The sequence below is a fragment of the Microbispora sp. NPDC004025 genome, from assembly GCF_053604425.1.
In genome coordinates, this window is record NZ_JBSGHN010000024.1 from 47,750 (window position 1) to 70,387 (window position 22,638).

The 22,638-nt window shown below is 71.4% G+C and carries 17 protein-coding genes and 2 tRNA genes; 11 read left to right on the forward strand and 8 right to left on the reverse strand.

Annotation, left to right across the window (positions count from 1 at the left end; all coding sequences use genetic code 11):
• Positions 1-2: 2 nt before the first annotated feature.
• Both ACWEQG_RS37185 and ACWEQG_RS37190 read right to left on the reverse strand, forming a co-directional pair.
• Complete coding sequence (locus tag ACWEQG_RS37185; RefSeq protein WP_363465048.1) at positions 3-1,346, reverse strand: ABC1 kinase family protein; 1,344 nt, start codon at positions 1,344-1,346, stop codon at positions 3-5.
• A gap of 131 nt (positions 1,347-1,477) precedes the next feature.
• A complete protein-coding gene (locus ACWEQG_RS37190) occupies positions 1,478-2,536 on the reverse strand; it encodes a ThiF family adenylyltransferase (RefSeq protein WP_452292125.1) in 1,059 nt (352 codons plus the stop codon).
• A 200-nt stretch (positions 2,537-2,736) separates the two neighbouring features.
• On the opposite strand from ACWEQG_RS37190, the gene ACWEQG_RS37195 reads away from it, so the two are divergent.
• The gene (locus tag ACWEQG_RS37195; RefSeq protein WP_452292127.1) at positions 2,737-3,252 is read left to right on the forward strand and encodes a M48 metallopeptidase family protein; all 516 of its coding nucleotides are present in this window, start codon (positions 2,737-2,739) and stop codon (positions 3,250-3,252) included.
• Entirely contained in the window at positions 3,249-3,824 is a 576-nt protein-coding gene (locus tag ACWEQG_RS37200) for a glycosyltransferase family protein (RefSeq protein WP_363465057.1), read from the forward strand. Before ACWEQG_RS37195 ends, ACWEQG_RS37200 begins: the two co-directional genes overlap by 4 nt.
• 1 nt (position 3,825) lies before the next feature.
• Here ACWEQG_RS37200 and ACWEQG_RS37205 read toward each other — a convergent pair whose 3' ends face one another.
• The 3 genes from ACWEQG_RS37205 to ACWEQG_RS37215 all read right to left on the reverse strand — a co-directional run bounded on the left by ACWEQG_RS37205 (position 3,826) and on the right by ACWEQG_RS37215 (position 6,753).
• Positions 3,826-4,824: an endonuclease/exonuclease/phosphatase family protein gene (locus ACWEQG_RS37205; RefSeq protein WP_452292129.1), complete on the reverse strand. Its 999-nt coding sequence runs from the start codon at positions 4,822-4,824 to the stop codon at positions 3,826-3,828.
• A 66-nt stretch (positions 4,825-4,890) separates the two neighbouring features.
• A complete protein-coding gene (locus ACWEQG_RS37210) occupies positions 4,891-5,433 on the reverse strand; it encodes an NUDIX hydrolase (protein WP_363465062.1) in 543 nt (180 codons plus the stop codon).
• A gap of 30 nt (positions 5,434-5,463) precedes the next feature.
• Positions 5,464-6,753: a zinc-dependent metalloprotease gene (locus tag ACWEQG_RS37215; protein ID WP_452292131.1), complete on the reverse strand. Its 1,290-nt coding sequence runs from the start codon at positions 6,751-6,753 to the stop codon at positions 5,464-5,466.
• 82 nt (positions 6,754-6,835) lie between these two features.
• Between ACWEQG_RS37215 and ACWEQG_RS37220 the strand changes: the two genes are divergently transcribed.
• The 5 genes from ACWEQG_RS37220 to ACWEQG_RS37240 all read left to right on the forward strand — a co-directional run bounded on the left by ACWEQG_RS37220 (position 6,836) and on the right by ACWEQG_RS37240 (position 12,779).
• Entirely contained in the window at positions 6,836-7,906 is a 1,071-nt protein-coding gene (locus ACWEQG_RS37220) for an NAD-dependent epimerase/dehydratase family protein (RefSeq protein ID WP_363465065.1), read from the forward strand.
• Positions 7,907-7,947: 41 nt separating this feature from the next.
• Positions 7,948-8,373 carry a molybdenum cofactor biosynthesis protein MoaE gene (locus tag ACWEQG_RS37225; protein ID WP_452292133.1) on the forward strand — a complete coding sequence of 142 codons (426 nt, stop codon included), beginning with the start codon at positions 7,948-7,950 and terminating at the stop codon, positions 8,371-8,373.
• A gap of 28 nt (positions 8,374-8,401) precedes the next feature.
• On the forward strand, positions 8,402-9,448 hold the full coding sequence (locus ACWEQG_RS37230) for a YlbL family protein (protein WP_452292135.1): 1,047 nt from the start codon (positions 8,402-8,404) through the stop codon (positions 9,446-9,448).
• A gap of 206 nt (positions 9,449-9,654) precedes the next feature.
• A complete protein-coding gene (locus tag ACWEQG_RS37235) occupies positions 9,655-12,621 on the forward strand; it encodes a UPF0182 family membrane protein (protein WP_452292137.1) in 2,967 nt (988 codons plus the stop codon).
• An 81-nt stretch (positions 12,622-12,702) separates the two neighbouring features.
• Positions 12,703-12,779, forward strand: a tRNA-Met gene (locus ACWEQG_RS37240).
• A gap of 272 nt (positions 12,780-13,051) precedes the next feature.
• On the opposite strand, the gene ACWEQG_RS37245 is transcribed toward ACWEQG_RS37240, so the two are convergent.
• A complete protein-coding gene (locus tag ACWEQG_RS37245; protein WP_452292139.1) occupies positions 13,052-14,014 on the reverse strand; it encodes a GlxA family transcriptional regulator in 963 nt (320 codons plus the stop codon).
• A gap of 171 nt (positions 14,015-14,185) precedes the next feature.
• Between ACWEQG_RS37245 and ACWEQG_RS37250 the strand changes: the two genes are divergently transcribed.
• The 4 genes from ACWEQG_RS37250 to ACWEQG_RS37265 all read left to right on the forward strand — a co-directional run bounded on the left by ACWEQG_RS37250 (position 14,186) and on the right by ACWEQG_RS37265 (position 18,351).
• A complete protein-coding gene (locus ACWEQG_RS37250) occupies positions 14,186-15,232 on the forward strand; it encodes a proline dehydrogenase family protein (RefSeq protein ID WP_452292141.1) in 1,047 nt (348 codons plus the stop codon).
• A 17-nt stretch (positions 15,233-15,249) separates the two neighbouring features.
• Positions 15,250-15,326: transfer RNA gene (locus ACWEQG_RS37255), tRNA-Met, on the forward strand.
• Positions 15,327-15,433: 107 nt separating this feature from the next.
• On the forward strand, positions 15,434-16,975 hold the full coding sequence (locus ACWEQG_RS37260) for a PucR family transcriptional regulator (protein ID WP_452292142.1): 1,542 nt from the start codon (positions 15,434-15,436) through the stop codon (positions 16,973-16,975).
• Positions 16,976-17,091: 116 nt separating this feature from the next.
• Complete coding sequence (locus tag ACWEQG_RS37265) at positions 17,092-18,351, forward strand: NAD(P)/FAD-dependent oxidoreductase (RefSeq protein WP_452292144.1); 1,260 nt, start codon at positions 17,092-17,094, stop codon at positions 18,349-18,351.
• 41 nt (positions 18,352-18,392) lie between these two features.
• Here the strand turns inward: ACWEQG_RS37265 and ACWEQG_RS37270 are convergent, their stop codons facing one another.
• Both ACWEQG_RS37270 and ACWEQG_RS37275 read right to left on the reverse strand, forming a co-directional pair.
• A complete protein-coding gene (locus tag ACWEQG_RS37270; protein WP_452292146.1) occupies positions 18,393-22,160 on the reverse strand; it encodes an nSTAND1 domain-containing NTPase in 3,768 nt (1,255 codons plus the stop codon).
• Complete coding sequence (locus ACWEQG_RS37275) at positions 22,157-22,573, reverse strand: hypothetical protein (RefSeq protein WP_452292148.1); 417 nt, start codon at positions 22,571-22,573, stop codon at positions 22,157-22,159. The genes ACWEQG_RS37270 and ACWEQG_RS37275 overlap by 4 nt, the downstream gene beginning before the upstream one ends.
• Positions 22,574-22,638: the final 65 nt, after the last annotated feature.

The following is a 22,638-nucleotide window of genomic DNA, read 5'->3' on the forward strand; positions in this document are numbered from 1 at the left end:
GCTCAGCTCAGGGTGAGCGCGCTGTCCTCCGACTCGCCCGCCTCGTCGCCGAAGCCGGGCACCCAGCGCACGACCTCGTCGCGGAAGCGGGCGGTGGCGCCGAGCTGGCACAGCACGCCGACGCCCGCCGCGTGCACGCGATGGATCAGCACGTACGACGCGGGCAGGTTGAGCTGGCGGACCACGTTGTTCGGCCGCAGGTCGGCCACCGTCGCCGCCTGCTCGCGCAACCACTCCCTGCTGAAGGCGAACTCCTCGACCCGGGTCGGCTCGACGTACGGCGCGAGGAAGGCCCGCAGGGCGTCGGGATCGACCTCGATGTGCGGGCGGATGAACCCCTCGTCGCGCAGTCCGCGCACGACGGTGTCCATGTCGCCCTGGTTGAAGATGCGCGTGAGCCTGCCGAACACGACGGGGTAGCCGCCCGGCATGCGGTTGACCGCGCCGAAGTCCAGCACGCCGAGCCGCCCGTCCTCCATCAGCCGGAAGTTGCCGGGGTGGGGGTCGGCGTGCAGCATTCCGACCCGGGCCGGGGAGCAGAACAGGAAGCGGACGAACAGCAGACCGGCGTGGTTGCGCTCCTCCTGTGTGCCATCGGTGATGATCTTGGACAGTGGGGTGCCCGTCATCCACTCGGTGACCAGGATCTGCTCGTTGGCCGCGATCACGGCGGGCACGTGGAAGTCCGGATCGTCGCGGAACTCCTCGGCGAACGCGTGCTGGGCCTCGGCCTCCTTGAGGTAGTCGAGCTCCTCGGCGACCCGCTCCTTCAGCTCGGCCAGGACCGGCTTGATGTCCAGGCCCGGCAACATGGCGCCGAAGAGCTTGCCGAGCCGCGCGAGCTGGTTGAAGTCGGAGATCAGGGCCTTGCCCGCCCCCGGATACTGGATCTTCACGGCGACCGGGCGGCCGTCGTGCCACACGGCGCGGTGCACCTGCCCGATGGACGCCGCGGCGCTCGGCCGGTCGTCGAACTCCAGGAAGTTCTCCCGCCAGTCGTCGCCCAGCTGCTCGGTCAGGACCCGGTGGACGGTGGCGGCCGGAAGCGGCGGCGCGGCGTCCTGCAGGCGCGTCAACGTCGCCCGGTAGGGTCCGGCGATCTCGGGCGGCAGTGCGGCCTCGAAGATCGACAGGGCCTGCCCGAGCTTCATGGCCCCGCCCTTGAGCTCGCCGAGCACCTTGAAGATCTGGTCGGCCGTACGCCGCTGGATCTCCTGGGTGACGATCTCCGCGGAGGCGCCACCGAGCCGTCTGCCCAGTCCGAGCGCGGTGCGGCCGGCGAACCCGAGAGGGAGCGTGGCGAGCTTTGCCGAGCGGGTCACGGCACGGTGGGGAAGGTCACTCACTCGACCATTCTTAGCGATGGCGTGGACTTTCGACCACAATTTACTGTTCTGATCCCTACGTGACGGGCGGCGACGTCAACGGCAGCCGGGGATTGCGTCAAGTGTGTTCTTCCTCACACCGCCGTCCGCCGTCACGCGGTGCGGCCCGACACGCCGCCGGGCAGGCAGTCGCACCCGTCGTGGGCGTCCAGGCGGCGGTGCCGCCAGCGCCATCCGGGCGACACCTCCAGCAGGCCCTCCGGCACGCGTCCCTCGTCGAGATAGGCCAGAGCCTGACCGGCCGCCTGCGCGGCCACGAGGCAGGACAGCACGACGTCGCAGGCGATCTCGCCCGCCGGGTAACCCCCGAGCCGGGCGCCCACGAGGGGCCAGGACGGGTCCCGGTCGCGGCGGGTGAGATCGAGGCAGCGCAGGCAGGGGGTGAGCCCGGGGACGACGAAGGGCCCCACCGATCCGTGGCCCTCGAACGCGCAGACGAGCAGGTGCGCCACCCCCTCGGTGACGATCTCGTGGACCAGCGTGGCGTCGAGCGGGGCGGCGGGCGCGAGGATCACGAGATCCGGGCGCACCCCGCCGTCGGACAGGCGGGAGGCGGCCCGGCCGGGCCAGGCGTTGACGGCGGGGGAGATCCTCCGGGCCGCGACCACGGCGGCCTCCTCGCGGGTCATCCCCGTCTCCGCGCGGCCGATTCCGCCCGGGACCACGTCGCCCGCGGTGGCCGTGCAGGGATCGACCACGCAGATGTGGCCCACCCCGGCGGCGGCGAGCAGGCTGACGATCCGGGCGCCGACCCGGCCCGCGCCGTACACACGGATCCGCGCCGCCCGGCGCGCCGACAGCGCGCTCATGCCGCCGTCGGTGGCGGTCAGGGACAGCCTGTCCAGGTCGGGACGGAGGCGGTCCCGGTCGGCCAGAGGCAGGTCCGCCAGGGGCTCCGGACGGGCCGCGGCGTCCTCGATCAGGCCGTGCGCGGCGAGCCGGGCGACCACCTCCCGGGCGGCGGCCTCGTCGAGGCCGCTTCCGGCCACCGCCTGCCGGAGGGTGCGGGTGCCGTCCAGGCCGTCGATCAGGCGGCGCACGGGCGGCTCGACACCGGTCAGCACGACGGCCCGCAGCGGATGGACGCCGAACTGCAGCGTGCGGCCGTCCCGTTCGACCCGGCGCAGGACGGGCTTCAGGCGAGGTCTCATAGTCGCCAGACCATGCCATACGCCGGCCAGGCCGGGCGCCGGAACCGGTGGGGCTGTGGATAATTACCGGGGTGTTCGTGGTTGGTGAATATCCGCAACTCCGTAGTTTTCACGCCCGCAAGGTCACGTTCGCCCGATTGACCAGGGAGAACGTGTATCACCCCCTGTGGAATTCGGCGCGTGTCGGCTACCTTTCATATGTGCCCCCCGAGACAGTCGAGGTTCGTCGGAGCGCACGACGGCGGCGAACCGTTTCCGCGTACCGCGATGGAGACAAGACCATCGTGCTGCTTCCGGCCGGTCTGAGCACGACCGACGAGGAGCAATGGGTACGCCGCATGCTCGACCGCCTTGCGGCGAAGGAGCAGCGAAGACGCCCGAGCGACGACGACCTGCTCGAACGGGCGATGGAGCTCTCCGCGCGCTACCTCGACGGCAATGCCGTGCCGGCCAGCGTGCGGTGGGTGGAGAACCAGCTCCACAGGTGGGGCTCGTGCACGCCCGACCACGGCACGATCAGGCTGTCGGCCCGGCTGCGGGGCATGCCGGCCTGGGTCGTCGACTACGTCATCATCCACGAGCTCGTCCACCTGCTCGTGCCGAGTCACGGCCCGCGGTTCTGGGCCCTCGTCGAGCGCTATCCCCGGGCGGAACGCGCGAGGGGCTTCCTGGAGGGCTTCTCGATGGCGGCCAACGGCGCCCCGGAGGAGTGTTGACCCGGATCGTCGCGGTGCTGGTCACGCCGGGGATGGCGGACGCGGCTCCGCCCGGCGTCGATCCGGCCGCGTTCCTGACGGCGATCGCCGAGGACACCTACGAGATGGTCGCCGGGCTCGAACTGGTGCGGCCGGTGATCCTGTCGGCCGGAGTGCCGGGGCTCGAGGACATCGCCTGGCCGGGCACGCCCGTCGTGCCGATCGCCTCTCCCGCCGACGCGTTCGCGGCGCTTCCGCCGGGGGAGGAGGCGGTGGTCGTCAGCGCCGACGCTCCCGACCTGCCGCCCCTGCTGATCGGGAAGCTCTTCCGGGAGCTCGGCCGGGCGCACCTCGCGGTCTGCCCGGCGGAGGGCGGCGGCGCGGTCGCCGTGGCGGCGCGACTGCCGGTCCCCGGCTGGGCCGCGCCGGATCTCGACGAGCCCGACGTCGTCGCGGCGATGCGCCGCAGGGCGCCCGGTCCCCGCATGGTCGCCACGGGTCCCGGCTGGCACCGGCTCAGGAAGCCGCAGGACGTGGCCCGTCTCGACCCCGGCCTCGAAGGCTGGGACAACACCCGGGCCCTGCTGACCTGACTCACAGGCGGTTGGGCAGGCGGAGCTCGGCGGACAACGCCCGGTGGTCGCTGCCCGGGACCGTGTGGACCCCGGTCCGCACAGCCGACGCCCTCTCGTCGTACAGCACGTGGTCGATCGTGATCAACGGCGGGTGCCGCCTGTTCGCGGGCCAGGTGGTGGTCAGGCCGTCGCCGGTGGCGTCGGCCGCGTCCGCGTATCCCCGCCCGAGCACCGCGCGCAGGGCCGCGTGGTCGAGGCTCGCGTTGAAGTCGCCTGCCAGGACGCGTACGACGCCGGGGGAGGCGGCCGGGAGCGTCGCCAGCTCGGCGGTCCACTGGGCGACGTCGTCATCGCTCAGCGGCGCGAGCGTGTGCACGTCGACGATCTCCACCGGCGGCCCGGACGGCAGGGCGAGCCGGGCCCTCGGCATCTTGTGACCGCCCTCGGGCGCGAAGCCGGGCGCCTCCGTCAGGGGATGACGCGCGTAGATCCCGCTGCCCGAGGGCCCGGGCCCGTCCTCCAGGTGCCGGTACGGCAGGAGCCTCCCCAGGCCCGCCGCGTCCAGCGCCCCGACGGCCTCGGGAGTGAGCTCCTGGGTGGTGAGCACGTCCGGTTCGAGCCGGCGTACGAGGTCCACCACGGTCGCGGCGTCGCCCGCGCCGAAGAAGAGGTTGACCGTGAGGATCCGCAGCGTCGGCCCGGTGGCCGTGGGGGCCGACCCGGCCGCGCGGGGCAGGACCACGGCCGCCAGGAGGACCGACGACGCCGCCGCCACCGCGATCACGGCCGGCCGCCGGGCGGTCAGCGCGGCCAGGACCGCCACGAGCGACGCGGCCGCGACGTACGGCGTGCCCGTCATCAGCGCCACGGCGGCGCCTCCGAGGCGATCGGCGCCGGCGAGCCGGGCCGCGGCCCAGACCGCGAACGGCGCCGCCGCGACCCACGCCAGGCGCGGCGGCACCCGCAGCCTCCGGCGCGGGGGAGAGACGATCTCGCCGCCCACGTCCAGCTTCGTCATGGGGGTGACCCTAGCCACCGGGTGTGCGGCGCGGTGTGCGGGAGACGTGCACGAACCGTGCAGAAGTCAGGCGCGGCACAGCGACCTGGCGCGGCGGGCCAGGCGCCGCGTGGCCTCGTCGCTCAGTTCCGGAATCTCCTCCACCGGGAACCAGCGCAGGTCGAGGGATTCCTCGCTGATCACCGCCTCGGCCCCCGGCGGCGCGACCGCGCCGTACTCGACATCGAGATGCCAGCTGTGCGGCGGGTGGCACCAGACCTTGTGCCGGTCGAGGGCGAGCGGCCCGTCCAGCAGGACCAGCCCGGGGATGCCCGACTCCTCGGTCGCCTCGCGCAGGGCGACCTGCGCGAGCGTGGTGTCGGACCTCTCGCAGTGCCCGCCCATGGGCAGCCACATCCCGGCCTTGGGGTGCAGGGTCAGCAGCACCCGTTCGCCGTCGTGCGACAGCACGGCCGTCGTCGCCGTGAGGTGGCCGGGAGCGCACTCCCGCCACATCGCGTCGTCGTGGTCGCGCAGGTGCGTGAGGAACTCCTCGCGGAGCCGCTCCTCCTCGGGGGTGGGCGCGACCCAATCGGCCAGTACGGCGTGCGCGTCACGGTGCAGGCTCACCGGCGCAGCCTACCGACAGCCGGCGGAGTCCTACTTGCCGGTCTCCTCCGGGCCCCGCTCGCCGGGCTCACCGGGCTCACCGGGCTCACCGGGCTCGTCCAGGGCGGACAGGTCGAACTCGGCCTCGCCCTTCACGAACGACTCGGGGTTGTCCAGGTCGTCCGCCGTCGGCATCAGGTCGGGGTGACCCCAGACGGCGTCCCGGCCCTCGATCCCGCGCTCGTCGCCCAGGGCCTTCCACAGGGCGGCCGCCTCACGTAGCCGTCTCGGGCGCAGTTCGAGGCCCACCAGCGTCGCGAAGGTCCGCTCGGCCGGGCCGCCCGTGGCGCGGCGGCGCCGCAGGGTCTCGGCCAGGGCCACGGCGGAGGGGAGCTTGCCCTCGGCGGCGGCGTCGACCACCGTGGCCACCCAGCCCTCGACCAGCGCGAGCGCGGTCTCCAGGCGGGTGAGCGCGGCCTTCTGCCGCTCGGTCTCCTCGGGCTTGAGCAGCTCGCCGCCCCCAAGGACCTCCTGGATCCGCTCCGGGTCGCTGAGGTCGAGCCCCTGCAGCTTGTCCTGCAGGGCGGACACGTCCACCGTGATGCCCTGGGCGTACTCCTCGACCGCGCCGAGCAGGTGCGCCCGCAGCCACGGGACGTGCTGGAAGAGCCGGTGGTGCGCCGCCTCGCGCAGCGCCAGGTAGAGCCGGATCTCGTCCGAGGGCGTCTCCAGGCCGCTGCTGAAGGCGGCGACGCCTCCGGGCAGCAGAGCGGCGGTGTCGGACAGGGGAAGGCCGATGTCGGAGGAGCCGACCACCTCGCGGGCGAGCGAGCCGAGGGCCTGGCCGATCTGCTGGCCGACCATCATGCTGCCCATCTGCCTGAGCATGCCCATGAGCGGCCCGGCCATGGCCTGCGCCTCGGGCGGCAGACCCGCCCCGCCGAGCGTGCCGCCCATCGTCTCCACCATCTGGGCGGCGACGGGATCGCACAGCTGCTTCCAGACCGGGATCGTCTTCTCGATCCACTCCGACCGGCTCCAGGCCTGCGGGACGGTCACGCCGCTCGGCAGCGTGGTCACCTCGTTGAGCCACAGGTCGGCCAGGTTGAGGGCCTCGACGATCTGACGTCGCTCGCCCTCCATGACGCTCGGATCGCCCTCGGCGACCACGGCGTGCCGTGCGATGTTCTTCGCCATGTCCCAGTTGACGGGCCCGGCCTCCGGGGAGGCGGACAGCATGTCGGCGAACTGCCGCATGGCCGCGGCGATCTGCTCCGGGCTGCCGAACATGGCGAACGGATTGTCGTTGGGGTCGTTTTCGCGACCTGGCAGGTCAGTCACCGCGCCACCTCGTGCAGGATGGAGGAGTCCACATCCGCCACGTTATCCGCCGTGGGGCGGATCAGTGCAAAGTGAGGACCTCGTGCCTACCTCGAAACGCCTGCGTCCCCCCGTCGTCGCCGTCACCGGCGCCGCCTCCGGTCTCGGCCGGGCGTTCCTCGCGAAGGTGGCCTCGTCTGCGGAATTCCGCCGTGTGGTGGCCATCGACGAACAACGCGGCGACGTCCCGGACGTCACCTGGCGGGTCCTCGACATTCGTGATCCGCTCTTGGCGAACCGGATCTCCGATGTGGACGTCCTGGTGCATCTCGGCACGGACGAGTCGCTCGACAGCGACCCCGCCGAGCGCCGCCGCTACAACCTGCGGGCCGCCCAGACCGTGCTCACGGCCTGCGCCGCGGCCCGGGTGCGGCGGGTCGTACTGGTGACGAGCGCGATGGTGTACGGCGCCGCCGCCGACAACCCGGTGCCCCTGCCCGAGGACGCCCCGGTCGCGGCCGAGCCCGACACCGGCCTGGTGGGCGACCACCTGGAGATCGAGGCGCTGGTACGGCGGTCGCTGCGGGCGCATCCGGGCCTGGAGGTGACCGTGCTGCGGCCCGCCGCCCTGGTCGGGCCGGGTGTCGACACGGTCATCACCCGCCACTTCGAGGCGCCCCGGCTGCTGGTGGTGAAGGGATGCCTGCCGCGCTGGCAGTTCTGCCACGTCGACGACCTGGTCTCCGCCCTGGAGGCCGCCGCCCTGGGGAGGGTCGGCGGGGTCGTGGCGGTCGGCTCGGAGGGCTGGCTGGAGATGGAGCAGGTGGAGGAGATCTCCGGCCTGAAGCGGTTCGAGCTGCCGGCGGGTGTGACGTTCGGCACCGCGCAGCGGCTGCACCGGCTCGGCATCACGCCGACCGCCGCGACCGACCTGCACTACGTCGTCTACCCCTGGGTGGTCGACGGTGTGGCGCTGCGGGAGGCGGGCTGGAAGGCGGCCTGGACCAACGAGGCGGTCCTGCGGGAACTGCTCGAACTGTCCGCGGGCAGGCACGCGGTCGTCGGCCGCCGCCTGTCGGGCAAGGAGGCCACGATCACCGCCGCGGGCGCTACCGTCGCGGTGATCGGCACGGCGGCCATAGTGCGCGCCGCCCGCCGCAAGCGCCGCACCTGACCGCGCCGCATCTGATCGGGCTCAGGCATTAACCTCGGACCGTGGACGTCATCCGATTGCTGAGCATTCGCGACACCCCGCTGTCCGTGGACGAGGTGCTGGGCGCGGTGGAGGACCACGCCGCGGGAGGCACGGCGGTGTTCGTCGGCACAGTGCGCGAGCAGGACGGCGGCAGGCCGGTGACGCTCCTGTCGTACTCCGCGCACCCGTCCGCCGAGGAGCAGCTGCGCAGGGTCGCGGAGAAGGTGGCGGCCGACCACCGGGTGACGGCGCTCGCGGCCGTCCACCGGGTGGGGGATCTGCGCCTGGGGGAGATCGCCGTCGTCGTGGCGGCCGCCTGCCCGCATCGCGGCGAGGCGTTCGAGGCCTGCCGCAGGCTGATCGACGATCTCAAGCACGAGGTGCCCATCTGGAAGCACCAGGTGTTCGCCGACGGGGGCGCCGAGTGGGTCGGCGCCTGCGATTAGCGCGACGCGGAACGCATAGAGTTCGTCCATGTCCCGACGCGCTCTGACCCTTCTGGTCGCGGGTTTCCTCGCGCTCGCGTTGGCCGTGCTCGGCGCCATGCTCCCCGTGCCGTACGTGGTGCTGAGCCCGGGCCCCACCGAGAACACGATCGGGGACGTCAAGGGCAAACCGGTCATCACGATTTCGGGCCGCGAGACCTACCCCACACAGGGCAGGCTGAGCCTGGTCACCGTGGCCTACCAGGGCGGGCCGGACAACCGTCTCGACCTGATCACCGCGCTGCGCGGCTGGCTCGATCCGACGATCGCCGTGGTGCCGGAGGAGACGCTGTTCCCGAAGTCGACCTCGGCGGAGCAGGTCGAGGAGCAGAACGTCCAGGAGATGACCGACTCGCAGCAGTCGGCCACCGCCGCCGCGCTGAACGCGCTCAAGATCCCCATCGAGAAGGTGGTCACGGTCGCGCAGACCGACAAGGGGACGCCGGCCGACGGGAAGCTCAAGGCCGGAGACGAGATCACGGCCGTGGACGGCGCCGCGGTGGGCGAGCTCGGGTCCGTCGCGGCGTCCGTGCAACGCCACAAGCCGGGCGAGCCGGTGACGTTCACCGTGCGGCGCGGCGGCGCCTCGACCGAGGTGCCGGTCGGCACGGTGGCGGGCAAGGACGGCAAGGCCAGGGTCGGCGTGCAGATGCGCGCGAGCTACCGGTTCCCGTTCAAGGTCGACATCAGCGTCGGCGAGGTCGGCGGGCCGAGCGCCGGACTGATGTTCTCGCTGGGCATCTACGACAAGCTGACACCCGGGGCGCTCACCGGGGGCATGTCGATCGCGGGCACCGGGACGATCGACCCGGCCGGCAACGTCGGCCCGATCGGCGGGATCGAGCAGAAGATGGTCGGCGCGCGCCGGGCCGGCGCCACGGTCTTCCTCACGCCCGCGGGCAACTGCGCGGCCGCCGTCAAGGCCGCGCCCTCCGGGCTGCGCCTGGTGCGGGTCGAGACGCTGGACGGCGCGATCAAGGCGATCGACTCCCTGCGCGACCGCTCGGGCGAGGTCCCCTCCTGCCCGGCCGCCTGAGCGTACGCGGGGGGCACGTGGCCTGTGACCTGCCGGTCTTGGCCGTGCGCGGCATCGTGATAACGATCAGATCCGTTACCACGACCACGCTCCTCGCAGTGTAGGTTTCCTAGCACGGACCGTTGCCCTCTGACAATCCTGGCCCTACACAATCCGAGACAAGGGGTTGAGCGTTGAGCTTCCGGAGCCCCGGAGCCGGACGGGCGGTGCGCTTGCCCCGACGGCCGCGCCTTCTGATACCCGTACTGATCGCCGTCGTGGCGATCGTCGTGTTACTGCTGCTCTTCTCGGGGATCTACACCGACTACCTCTGGTACGACTCGGTGAGCTTCTCCTCCGTGTTCTCCACGATGCTGCTCACCCAGCTGGTGCTGTTCGTCGTGGGCGCCGCCCTGATGATCGTCATCGTGGGCGGCAACATGGTGCTCGCGCACCGCACCCGGCCGATGTTCGGCCCGGGCATGTTCGGGGCGCCGCAGGGCGCCGACCGCTACCGGGTCGCACTCGATCCGCACCGGCGGCTGGTCTTCCTGGTCGGCATGGCCGTGCTGGCACTGTTCACCGGGTCGTCCACGGCCGGGCAGTGGAAGACCTGGCTGCTGTTCGTGAACCGCACGCCGTTCGGGCAGAAGGACGCGCAGTTCCAACTGGACCTGTCGTTCTTCATGTTCACCTACCCGTTCCTGCGGCTGCTGCTGAACTTCCTGTTCACGGCCGTGATCCTGTCGATCATCGCGGCCGTGATCGTGCACTACCTGTACGGCGGCTTCCGGATCTCCTCGCCCGGCGGGGTGCACGCCACCCGGGCCGCCCGGACCCACCTGTCGGTGCTGCTGGGCGTGTTCGTGCTGCTCAAGGCCCTGGCGTACTGGCTGGACATGTACGGCCTGGTCTTCTCCGACCGCGGGAAGACGTTCGGCGCGTCGTACACCGACGTGCACGCGGTGCTCCCGGCCAAGGGGATCCTCGCGGTCATCTCGCTCATCTGCGCGCTGATCTTCTTCGCCGGCGTCATCCGGCCCGGCGGGATGTTCCCCGGCGTGGCCTTCGGGCTGCTCGTGCTGTCGGCCGTCCTGATCGGCACCGTGTATCCCTCGCTGGTCGAGCAGTTCCAGGTCAAGCCGAACCAGCAGAGCAAGGAGCAGGCGTACATCCAGCGCAACATCGACGCGACTCGAAAAGCGTACGGAGTCGATACGGCGAAGGTCACGGAGTACAGCGCCAAGACCGACGCCGACGCCTCCGTGCTGCAGACCGAGGCGTCCGCCATCCCCGGCATGCGCCTGCTCGACCCCAGCCTGCTGTCGCCGACGTTCCAGCAGAAGCAGCAGATCCGCGGTTACTACCAGTTCCCCGAGCAGCTCGACATCGACAGGTACCCCGTCGACGGCAAGCCGCGCGACACGGTGGTGGCGGTCCGCGAGATCGGCCGCCCGCCGGACGGGCAGCGCAACTGGATCAACGACCACCTGGTCTACACGCACGGCTTCGGCTTCGTCGCCGCGCCGGGCAACAAGGTGGACAGCAGCGGCCTGCCGGAGTTCAGCGAGCGCGACATCCCGCCGGTCGGGGACCTCGGCGACTACGAGCCCCGCATCTACTTCGGTGAGAACTCGCCCGACTACTCGATCGTCGGCGGGCCCGGCTCGGCCAGGCCCATCGAGCTGGACTACCCCCAGCAGGGTCAGGCGGGCGCCGAGCAGCAGAACAACACCGGCCAGGTCAACAGCACCTACGAGGGCAAGGGCGGCGTCTCCGTCGGGAACTTCTTCCGCCGGCTGCTCTACGCGGTGAAGTACGGCGAGACCAACCTGCTGCTGAACTCGAACATCAACGACGAGTCCCGCATCCTGTACAACCGCGAGCCGGTGCAGCGCATCCAGCAGGTCGCGCCGTTCCTCACGCTCGACCGTGACCCGTACCCGTCGGTGGTCGACGGGCGGATCGTGTGGATCGTGGACGCGTACACGACCTCCGACTCCTACCCCTACTCCGAGCGCAAGAGCCTGGAGTCGCTCACCACCGACGTCCAGAGCAGCAGGCTCGGCGTGCCGCAGGTGCCGAGGGACGAGGTCAACTACATCCGCAACTCGGTGAAGGCGACCGTGGACGCCTACGACGGCACGGTGACCCTGTACGCCTGGGACGAGTCCGACCCGGTGCTGAAGACCTGGCAGAAGGCCTTCGGCGGGGTCGTCAAGCCCGCCTCGCAGATCAGCGAGGGGCTGCGCTCCCACCTGCGCTACCCGGCCGACCTGTTCAAGGCGCAGCGGGAGATCCTCACCTCCTACCACGTCACCGACGCCAACGCGTTCTTCAGCGGCCAGGACTTCTGGAAGGTCCCGGAGGACCCGGCGACCGGCAAGAGCAAGCAGCCGCCGTACTACGTGACGATGAAGATGCCGGGCAGCGACACCGAGCGCTTCTCGCTCACGACCACGTTCGTGCCGAACCAGCGGCAGAACATGGCGGCGTTCATGGCGGTCGACGCGACGGCCGCCACGCCGAACCCGCCACTGGAGATCCTCCAGCTGCCGAGCACGACCGCGATCCAGGGTCCGCCACAGGCGCAGAACCTGTTCGAGTCGAACACCACGGTGTCGACCGAGCTGAACCTGCTGCGCGGCGGCGGCACCGACGTGCTGTACGGCAACCTGCTCACGCTGCCGTTCGGCGGCGGACTCCTTTACGTCGAGCCGGTCTACATCCAGCCGCGCGCGGAGACCTCGGGCAAGTACCCGACCCTGCGCCGGGTGCTCGTGCTGTACGGCGAGAAGGTCGGCTTCGGCGCCACGCTGAGCGACGCGCTGGAGCAGGTGTTCGGCGGCACCGTGGCCACGCCGCCGGAACAGAAACCCGACCAGACGGCCAACCAGCCGCCCGGTCAGGTCACGCCGCCGGACAGCGCCTCGGCGCTGACGTCGGCGCTCGACCGGGCCCAGCGGGCGTACGAGGACTCGCAGAAGGCGCTGTCGGCGGACCCGCCCGACTGGAAGGCGTACGGCGACGCGCAGACCTCGCTCAAGAAGGCGCTGGACGACCTGGCGAAGGTGAAGGGCGCGGTGCCCGCCTCGACGGCGTCTCCCGCACCGAGCGCGAGTCCGAGCGCCGGCGCCAGTCCGGGCGGGAGTCCACCGGCCAGTGCGACTCCCAGCCCCGCACCGAGCGGCTGAGCCCTCCGGAGCCCCGCGCCCACACGGCGCGGGGCTCCGGTTTGCCTCCCGCCCGTCGCCGGGATAGTCTCGTAGAGCCGACGCGGGGTGGAGCAGCTCGGTAGCTCGCTGGGCTCATAACCCAGAGGTCGCAGGTTCAAATCCTGTCCCCGCTACCATGAGGTGTCGCAAGACATCGAGAACCCCCGGGCCTGCAAGCCCGGGGGTTTTCTCATGCCTGGAGTAAGGCCGCGCTGAGCCTCGACGCGCTCTCCGAGGGCCGCTTCGTCATGGGCATCGGCACCGGCGCGTCACGACGCCGGCCGTCCTGTGGCCGCGTGGGGACGGGGGCGGCCGCGGCTTGCGGTGCTGGAGCAGGCGGCGGCGGAGTGCCTTCGGCTCTGAGAGTCGCCGCGGTCACACGGTGTTCGCGGTCACATGGTGTTCGCGGTCACACGGTGTTCACGGACCTGCCGCGGAAGGTGCGCCGGTAGGCGTGGGGAGTGGTGCCCAGGCGCCGTGCGAAGTGGTGGCGCAGCGTGTCGATCGAGCCGAACCCGGCCCGCTCGGCGATGGTGGCGATCGGTTCGTCGGTGTTCTCGAGATGCCGCTGGGCGAGCAGTACGCGCTGCTCGGTGAGCCACTGGAGCGGTGTGGTGCCGATCTCCTGCTGGAAGCGGCGGGCGAAGGTACGCGGTGACATGTGGGCCCGCCGGGCCATGCCGTCCACCGTCAGTTCCCGGTGGAGGTTGGCCTGGAGCCAGACCAGCAGCGACGCCAGGGCCCCCGCGCCGCGTTCGGGCTCGGCGCGCTTGATGTACTGCGTCTGGCCCCCGTCCCGGTACGGCGGCGCCACCATGCGCCGGGCGATGTCGTTGGCGACGGCGCTGCCCTGCTCCTTGCGCACCACGTGCAGGCAGGTGTCGATCCCCGCGGCGGTGCCGGCGCCGGTGATGACCGGATCCTCGTCCACGAACAGGACGTCCAGCTCCACCCTGGCCCGCGGGAAGCGGCGGGCGAGTTCCTCGCCGTAGCGCCAGTGGGTGGTGCAGCGGCGGCCGTCCAGCAGACCGGCCTCGCCGAGCAGGAAGGCGCCGGAGCAGATGCTGAGCACGCGGGCGCCACGCCGTACCGCGGCTCGGAGCGCGTCGAACAGCTCCTCCGGGTGCCGTGTGCGCGGATCGGAGGCCGGGACGCCGATGAGGTCCGCCGACGCCAGCCTCTCCAGCCCGTGCGGGGTCTCGACCCGGAAGCCGTGCCTGGTCCGCACGCTCGTTCCCGTGGGGGAGACGACCGCGAAGTCGTACCCGGGCAGACCGTCGTCGCTGCGGTCGATCCCGAAGACCTCGCAGAACACTCCCAGCTCGAAGGCGTGCCCGCCGTCCAGGGCGAGTACGGCCACATCACGCAGCATCGGGCTTCTCCTCCGGGAGGATGGCAGGAATTTCAGCCTAATGGGCATTCCTGCCTCTCTTCCGGGCCGGACCGGGTTTGGGAGGGTGGTGCCAGAGGCCGGCTCACCGGCCGTACGCGGAGCGGCGGGGCCGCGACCCCCCTTCTCTCTCCTTCGACAGACAGGCGAACCATGAGCGACATCCTCACCGTCACCGAAGAGACGTCCGCCAGGGCGGCGCAGGTCCTACGCGGGCTCGCGCTGGACGAGGACCTCAAGTGGCGGGTCCCGGCGGATCCCGTGCTCGGCCCGCTCGCCCGCAGGGTGGCCCGGCGCTTCGTGGCCGGGGAGAGCATCGAGGCCGCGCTGGCGCGTGTGGCGGAAGTCGTCGGGAGCGGGCACCGGGCGAGCGTCGAGTACATGGGCGAGAGCTGCCGCGACGCGCGGCGGGCCGTGGCCGAGACGGACGTGTTCGTCGACGCCGCCACGAGGCTCGCCCCGGGAGTCTCGATCTCCCTGGACCTGTCGCACATCGGCCTGGCCGTCGGCGAGGACCTCGCCTTCGACAACGCCACCCGCATCGCCGAGGCCACCGCGGGCACCGGGCGCGAGCTGATGATCTCGGCGGAGGGTTCCGAACGCACCGACGCCGTCCTGGCGGTGCACCGTCGCCTGTGTGAGAGTTTCGCCCACGTGGGGATCACGGTCCAGGCGCGGCTGCACCGGACGGAGGCGGACCTGCGGGCGCTGCTGGGCCTGCCCGGCCGGATCCGCCTGGTCAAGGGCGCCTTCCTGGAGCCGGAGAGCGTGGCCTACACGCGGGAGGATCCGGCGCTGGCCGCCGCTTACCTGCGTCACGCCGAACTGCTGGCGGACTCGGGGCACCCGTGCTCGTTCGCCACCCACGACTGGGAGCTCATCGGCCGCATCGACCGTCACCTCGGCGGGGCGGGGCGCGACGGCGTGCCGTGGGAGTTCGAAACCCTGCTCGGTCTTGGACGCGACCGCCTGGACGCCATGGCGGCGAAGGGGCATCCCACCCGCGAGTACGTCGTCTTCGGCACCGAGTGGTGGCTCTACGTGTGCAACCGGCTGGCGGAGGACCCGCGGCGCCTCTTCCAGGCCATCGTCGACGCGGCCTCGCCGGAGGCGCGACCCGCCGGCGGGCGGGAAACCGATTTGGCGCCGGTCCCCGGCGGGCGGGAAACCGATTTGGCGCCGGTCCCCGGCGGGGGGTAAGCTAACAAACACAACGACGCGGGGTGGAGCAGTTCGGTAGCTCGCTGGGCTCATAACCCAGAGGTCGCAGGTTCAAATCCTGTCCCCGCTACCAAGAGACGAAGGCCCGGCCTCCGGAAACGGAGACCGGGCCTTCGGCGTTTCCCGGATGAGCCGCGTGCGGGACGGGCACCGCCGCCGGGCCTCGGACAGGAGTGGCGCATGATCACGCTGGATCGCCTGGTCAACGTGCTGGGCGCGTACGGCGTGCGGCTGTGCGGACGGCCCGACAGGCGTACGGCGCGGCTGCGCAGCGTGGCGATACCGGACGCGACCGACGGCCGGGTCACCGGCGACGTGCTCGTGGCCGTGGGAGCCGGGTCGGTGACCGAGGCGGTGCGGTGGGCGGTCGCGGCGCAGTCCACGGCGGTCCTGGTGCGCGCGGACGCGGCGAGCGAGCGCGAGGCCGCCGCGGCCGGTGAGAGCCTGGACGTCGCGGTGATGCTGGTCGACCCCGCCGTCTCGTGGAGCCATCTGGTCGGCGTCGTCTACGGACTGGTGCTCGAAGGGCGGGAGACCGAGTCGGGGCGCGGGCCCACGGACCTGTTCGCGCTGGCCGACAGCCTGGCCGACGCCGTCGGAGGCGCCGTGACCATCGAGGACCCGCTCTCGCGGGTGCTCGCCTACTCCCGCTCTCAGCAGGCGGGCGACCCGGCCCGGCTGGAGACGATCCTGGTGCGGCAGGTCCCGGAGCGGCTGCGGGAGGTCTTCCGCGAGCGAGGGGTGTTCGCCCGGCTGGCGGCCACGGACGAGCCGATGTTCGTCGAACCGGACCCGCGGCACGGCATGACCGGGCGGATGGCGGTGCCGGTGCGAGCCGGCCGCGAGCTGCTCGGGTCCGTCTGGGTCACGTGCGCCGGCCCCCTGACCGGGACGCGGCACACGGCGCTGGCGAACGGCGCGCGCACCGTCGCGTTGCACCTGCTCCGCTCCCGGGCGAGCGCGGACCTGGAACGGCAGGTGGAGTCCGACCTGGTCGTCCGGCTGCTCGAGGGCACCGCCGACGCCGCGACCGTGGTCAGCCGGCTGGGACTGCCCGCGCGGGAGATGCGGGTGGTGGCGGTGCGCACGCACACCGACGAGGAGCCGCACGCCATGCTCCTGCTGGCCTTCGAACGGGCCACCACCGGTTTCGGGTGGTCCAGGCCCGGGAGAAGCGCGCTGCTCGGCGACACGCTCTACACCGTCCTGCCGGACGCGGGGGCGGTGGCGGCACGGGAATGGGTGGCCGCCCTGGCGGCCGGGCTGCCGCCACGCGTGCGCGTCGCGGCCGGAATCGGCGCCGCGGCCCAGCCGGCGGACCTGCCGGCAGGCCGGCAGGAGGCGGATGAGTGCCTGGCGCTGCATGAGAGGGACACCTCGCACGCCGGTCCGCCCACCGGTCCGCCCGCCTACGACGAGTCCTGGGACGACATCCTGCTCCAGCGGTTGCGGGCCGCGGCGCGCGCGGGCCGCACCCCCGCGCGCGGGCCGGTGAGCGCGCTGCGCCGACATGACGCCCTCCACGACACCCACTACGTGGCGACGTTACGGGCGTGGCTGGAGGCCCAGGGCGATCTCGCGGTCGCCGCCGAACGGCTCGGCGTGCACGCCAACACGGTGCGCAACCGGCTGCGCAGGATGAGCGAGGTGACCGCGCTGCACCTCGACGACCCGCGCAAGCGCCTCGCCATGGTCATCACTCTGGCCGCGGAGGACGACTAGGAGGTTGTCCGGACCCCACAACAGGAGCGCCGCGATTGTGCGGCCGCCACAACCGTCCGCGACCCGGTACGGGCCATCCTGAGCGGGAGAGCAATCGCCTGGTGTGGAGGTGGGGCATGTCCGGCGCCGAGCGCGTGAACGACTGGCCGGGGTCGGCGGTCGTGGTGGGCGCGGGGATCGTGGGCTTGTCCACCGCGTGGTTCCTGCAGGAACGCGGTGTGCAGGTCACCGTGGTCGACCGCCGGGGCGTGGCCGCCGGCGCGTCGTGGGGCAACGCGGGCTGGATCGCGCCCGGCCTGGCCATCCCGCTGAACGAGCCCTCCGTGCTGCGTTACGGCCTGCGCTCGCTGCTCAACCCGGCCGCGCCGCTGCACGTCCCGGCGACCGTCGACCCGGGCCTGTGGGCGTTCCTGACCCGGTTCGCCGCCAACTGCCGGTGGTCGTCGTGGACCCGGGCCGTCCGCGCCGGCCTGCCGCTGAACGACGAGTCCATCGAGGCGTACGAGGTGCTCGCCGCCAACGGCGTCGCCGCTCCCGTCGAGGACGCGCCGATCACCGCCGGATTCCGCACGCCGCGCCAGGCCGCGGGCCTGCTCCACGAGCTGCGCAGGATGGCCGAGGCCGGGCAGCCGGTCGACCACACCCCCCTGGACGCGCGGCGGCTGGCCGAGGCGGTGCCGCTCGCCTCGCAGGCCCTGACCGCGGGCGTGCGGATCGACGGACAGCGCTACGTCGACCCCGGGCGCTTCGTGCAGGCGCTGGGCGAGGCCGTCGTCGCCCGGGGCGCCACCGTGGAGACCTTCGAGGTCGCGGACGTGCGCACCGACAACAAGAAAGTTGTGGTGGTGGCCCGGGACGGCGCCGTCCTGTCCGCCGACGCGGCGGTGCTGGCCACCGGCGCCTGGCTGTCCCGGCTGGCGGGCCGCTGGGGCGTACGCGTTCCGGTGCGGGCCGGGCGCGGCTACTCCTTCACCGTGCCGGTGGACCACCCCGTTCCCGGCCCGATCTACCTGCCCGACGTGCGGGTGGCGTGCACGCCCTACCAGGGCGGGCTGCGGGTGGCGGGCACGATGGAGTTCCGCGACCCCGACGCTCCGGCCGTCGAGGCCCGGCTGCGGGCGATCATCGCGTCGGCCCGTCCCCTCCTGCGGGGCGTGCGCTGGGAGGAACGCACCGACGTCTGGGTCGGGCCCCGGCCGGTCACCCCCGACGGGCGTCCGCTGGTCGGCGCGACCGACGCTCCGGGGATCTACGTGGCCGGCGGGCACGGCATGTGGGGGCTCGCCCAGGGCCCGGCCACCGGGCGGCTCCTCGCCGAGCAGATCACCACCGGCAAGCAGCCCGCCGCCCTGCGGGAGTTCGACCCGCTGCGCTGATCCCGTTTCGGGCCTCGGTCAGCACTCCGGCGAGGACATGCTCAGGCTCCCGGTGCACAGGCGGAAAGCTCCGGCGCGGGGCCGCCGATGTACCGTTCCCAGTCCGCTTGGGAGAGCGTCCGGCCGGCGACGTGACATGCCGTACGGATCCATGATTCTTCTGACATGGGATACTCGCGCAACTCGGTTTGATTTCCGTCCGATGGTTCCGTCACCATCACAAGCGTCAGACCGTCTGGAGTGAAGGCCATGCCCGTCTTCCGGTAAGGCGATTGTTCGGACAGCTGGACGACGCCCAGTGTGCTGCCCGAGTCGATGTCGGTGATGACGGCGGTGGAATCAGACCGCCGGCGCACTACGAGATCCCTGCCATCGGAGATGACTTCCCCGATGTAACGGTCGTCTCCAGGAAGTGAACGGATCACCCTGCGCGCTTCGGGATCCCGTACTTCCAGGTGGCCGTCGGCGTACTGAATCAAGATGCGATCGTCGGCATAGGTCACTCTCCAAGCGCCCTCGGATATCCTCCTGACCGTTCCGTCTCGCATGTCTACGAAAAATGCTTCGTCTTTATCTTGGGACTCGTCCCGGACGACGATCGCCGCCGTCATCGTCCGGCCGTTTATGGCGACGCTGACGGGGCAATGTCTGAGGTTCAACGTGGGCACTGTCCGGAGGATGCCTCCCGTGGAGGTGTCGCGGACCAGTAGGCGGCCGGACGCATGAAACTCGATGGTGTTTCGGGCGTCGTTCGACCATGCCATGGAGCATACGGAATCGTCCGGCGATGGCCAGCGGCCGATCGGGCTGGAGCTGTCGGGAGTTCGAATGTGGATGGTGTCGTCCACGGTGTTGAACACCAGCAACCTGCGGCCATCGGAGCTCCACAGCGGAGCCGTCCACGGGCCCTCATACCAAGGGCTGGGCGGAATGACCAAGGGCTGCCCGGGCGAACCCAGGTTCTTCAGTGCCACCGACCCCCCGGTGCCGCTCACCACGGCAGCCTGTCTCCCGTCCGGCCTGATCGCGATCGACGGCGCCTGGCAGCCGTTGCATGCTCCGATGACCGTGACCTGCCCATGCACCTGGAACAACGATGATCTGTCGAGATCCCATAGCGTGAGCCGATCGTCGGAGGCCGAGACCAGACGACCGGCGTCGTCTCCAAGGAAAAGCAGGGTTTCCTCGTTCACAGTCCCGTTGCCGGTCAAGGTGACGAGCGGCTGGGGTTGGGTTCCTTTTCCGGTTCGAGTGGCGGCTACATAGATGGCGCCGGTGTCGGCGACGGCCAGCCGTGTTCCGTTCCGGCTGATCGCGAGCGCGTTCGGGCTACTGCCCTCGACCAGACCGGTGCGATCGGGGTGGTCGAATCGGTCGGGATCGGCACTCGCACGCGTCGCCCAGAGGGGAACAGTGGTATCTCCGTTGGTGTAACTGATGAATTCGCCGTCCGGTGAGAGCCCTGACGCCAGGTTGTAGACCCCGAACCCCAGCCCGCCGGACGCCTTCGTTCTCAGCTCGGGTAGCGTGCGCCGCTCCCAACTGCCGTAGGCGCGATCGAGCAGCGCCACTTCAGTTGAGCTGGGAAACGCGATTCGGCTCGGGGTGAGTCTCGTGTTCTTCGTCCACCACCGGTGGGAATCGGCGTCCGACACGCTCACAAACCCCGAATTCGCCACGTTTCCGTGGGCGACGACCACAAGCCTGCCGTCGGGTGAGACACCGACGGCTACCGGGGCACCGCCCCCCGGCGGCAGGACGAGCGGTGCCGCGGACCGCCCGGATCGCCATCGGGTGATGGTCTCGCCGTCGGTGGCGACGATCTGATCACCCGAGCCGTCGGTGGCGACACTTTCGATCCGTCCAGCGAGTTCGGCCACGACCTCCCGATCGCGAGTCCCGATATCCCACCGCAGAACCTGACCCTCCTCGGTACCCGCCACGATCACGTTTCCATTGCCGGATGCGGCGATCGTCGTCACGTACCCGGTCGCGTACATGTACTGCATCAGGTGGGGGGTGGCCGTGCGCGAGTGGAACAGCGCAGCGCGGGTCTGCGGGTTCTGGTCCAGGCGGTACGCCTGGACGGCGAGGAGCTGGGCGATGTCGGCGCGAGTGCCCAGCAGGGATTCCGAGACGGCCGCCGCCTGCCGAGCCGTGGCGATCCGCTCGCGCTCGCGTGCCCTGCTGTTCTGGTCCACAGCGAACACCGCCGCCGTGCTGGCCGCCACGGCGAGCACGGCGAGGATGGCGACGGCCCCGGTGCGCAGGCGTTGGGTGCGGCGCTGCAGCCGGATGGACGCCGCCAGAAACGCTGTCGCGGTGGCGGTGAGGACATGATGCGATCGGGGGGTGGCCCAGGCCCGTGTGGTCTCCAGGTGGGCTCCTCGGTACAGCAAGGAGGAATCACGGCCCTTGCGTTCCCACTCGGTCGCCGCTTCTTCCAGCTTCTGGTGGGTCAGGTGGCCGACGCGGTCGTCATTGATCCAATCGCGTAGCCGAGGCCAGCCGTGCAGGAGCGCCTCGTGGGTGATCTCCACGAAGTCCTGGTTCCCGGTGAGCAGGCGGCCTTGGGTGAAGGCGTCCACAACCACTGTGGCCGAGCCGCTGTCGGCGCCCGAGTCGAGCAGATCGTCGCGGGCCACGCGGCGCCGGGTGTCCTCGACGCCGTCACCAATGGTTACCAGGCGCAGGAAAAGGGCCTGGGCCGTCTGCTGATCCGCCGAGCTCAGCCCGGTGAAGATGCGTTCGGCGGTGGTGGCCACGGCTTTCTGGATGCCGCCGGTGACGCGGTATCCGGCAACGGTCAGGATGTGGCCGTGCCGCTGCTGCCACGTGGTGCGCAGCGCGTGGGCCAGCAGCGGGAGCCGCCCGGCCTCGTAACCGTCGCCGGTGCCGGCGCCCATGTCGCTGAGCAGGAGTTCGACCAGCCCTGGCTCGACGTCCAATTCCGCGTCCGCGGCCGGATGCAGGATCGCTTCGCGCAGTTCGTCTTGCGACATCGGCCCGACGAACACCTGCCCGTCCTGCAGGGCGGCCCGTAACCGGGGGTAGCCGGCGCACGGAGTGTAGAAGTCCGAGCGTAAACCGCAGACGACCAATGCAGCGGGAGGGGTTCCATCCGGGCCGCAGGCGGCCAAAGAGGTGATCAGATCGACGAAGCGGTGCCGTTCGGACTCGTCCGCGCACTGGGTGAACAGCTCTTCCAGCTGATCCACGACCACGACCATGCGCGCTTCGGCAGCGTCTTGATCAGCGGCCGGCGCATGCAGGGCCCGGCGCAGCATCCGCACGCACTCGTCCGGGTCCGCTGCGGTCGCCTCACTCGCCCGCTCAGGCCCGAGGCCGGCGCATGCCGCCAGGTTCGTCGTCAGGGCTGTCATCGGCTGGGCGGTGGGAGTGAACGAAAGCCGAGGCCAGTGTCTCGACCCTGGTAGGGCGCCGTCCTCCAGCGCGGGCAGCAGACCGGCCCGCAACAGCGATGACTTACCCGCTCCGGAGGGGGCCACCACCATCAGCGGGCCGCCACGCCGTGCGTGCTCGTCCAGCCGTTCCGTCAGCTCCGCCAGAAGCCGGTCCCGGCCGAAGAACCAGCGGGCCTGCTCTGGCCCGAACGCGGCCAACCCCGGATAGGGGCAGTGGTCGACCACCTCGCCCGGCGTGGCTTTTCGCCGGCGCCGAACTCCGTCCTGGTAGTAGAAGTGCTGGTCCCGGCCTGCCTGGTAGACGTGGCCTGCGCCGGAAACCTCGGCGTGGAAATTGAGGCCGGTGTGCTCGTGGTCCGCCGGATGCTGGGACGGCCGGCTCATTTCTCGTCGATGTGCTGGTCCCGGCCCGCCTGGAACACGCGAGCGTGGCCGTATGCCGTGGCCCTCATGGAGATGTCGCGAACATGGAACTGATCGGCTGCGGGCAGCAGCGGGGCCAGCTCCTGGTCCAGGATCCGGCGCAGCTCATCGCCCAGTCGCGGGTCGGCGGCCAGCAGCCGCCGCAGCTTGCGCTGCCAGTCGTCGACCAGGTCCTGCTCGGCCTGCCGGTCGCCCGCCTGACGCGCGGCCACCACCTCCGCGCGCGTCTCCTCCAGTTCGGCTTCGACCGCCGGTATCCGCTCCGGATGCACCCGCCGCCACAGTGCGATCACCGCCTCGCGGGCCTGCTGCCAGCCCTCGGTGGTCATGGCGGTCACCATCGCGGTTGCCGCGGCCAGCACGAGCGAATCCATCCTCGCCCTCCCAAGCACACGAATTCGGCCATCGAATTCCACCGTACCCAAAGTCAGTGCCGTGC

Bases quoted from the DNA above. Each gene is read 5' to 3' on its own strand.
- ACWEQG_RS37190 (WP_452292125.1), bottom strand. From the start codon at position 2,536: ATGAGACCTCGCCTGAAGCCCGTCCTGCGCCGGGTCGAACGGGACGGC.
- ACWEQG_RS37205 (WP_452292129.1), bottom strand. From the start codon at position 4,824: ATGACGAAGCTGGACGTGGGCGGCGAGATCGTCTCTCCCCCGCGCCGG.
- ACWEQG_RS37230 (WP_452292135.1), top strand. From the start codon at position 8,402: ATGTCCCGACGCGCTCTGACCCTTCTGGTCGCGGGTTTCCTCGCGCTC.
- ACWEQG_RS37245 (WP_452292139.1), bottom strand. From the start codon at position 14,014: ATGCTGCGTGATGTGGCCGTACTCGCCCTGGACGGCGGGCACGCCTTC.
- ACWEQG_RS37250 (WP_452292141.1), top strand. From the start codon at position 14,186: ATGAGCGACATCCTCACCGTCACCGAAGAGACGTCCGCCAGGGCGGCG.
- ACWEQG_RS37260 (WP_452292142.1), top strand. From the start codon at position 15,434: ATGATCACGCTGGATCGCCTGGTCAACGTGCTGGGCGCGTACGGCGTG.
- ACWEQG_RS37265 (WP_452292144.1), top strand. From the start codon at position 17,092: ATGTCCGGCGCCGAGCGCGTGAACGACTGGCCGGGGTCGGCGGTCGTG.
- ACWEQG_RS37270 (WP_452292146.1), bottom strand. From the start codon at position 22,160: ATGAGCCGGCCGTCCCAGCATCCGGCGGACCACGAGCACACCGGCCTC.
- ACWEQG_RS37275 (WP_452292148.1), bottom strand. From the start codon at position 22,573: ATGGATTCGCTCGTGCTGGCCGCGGCAACCGCGATGGTGACCGCCATG.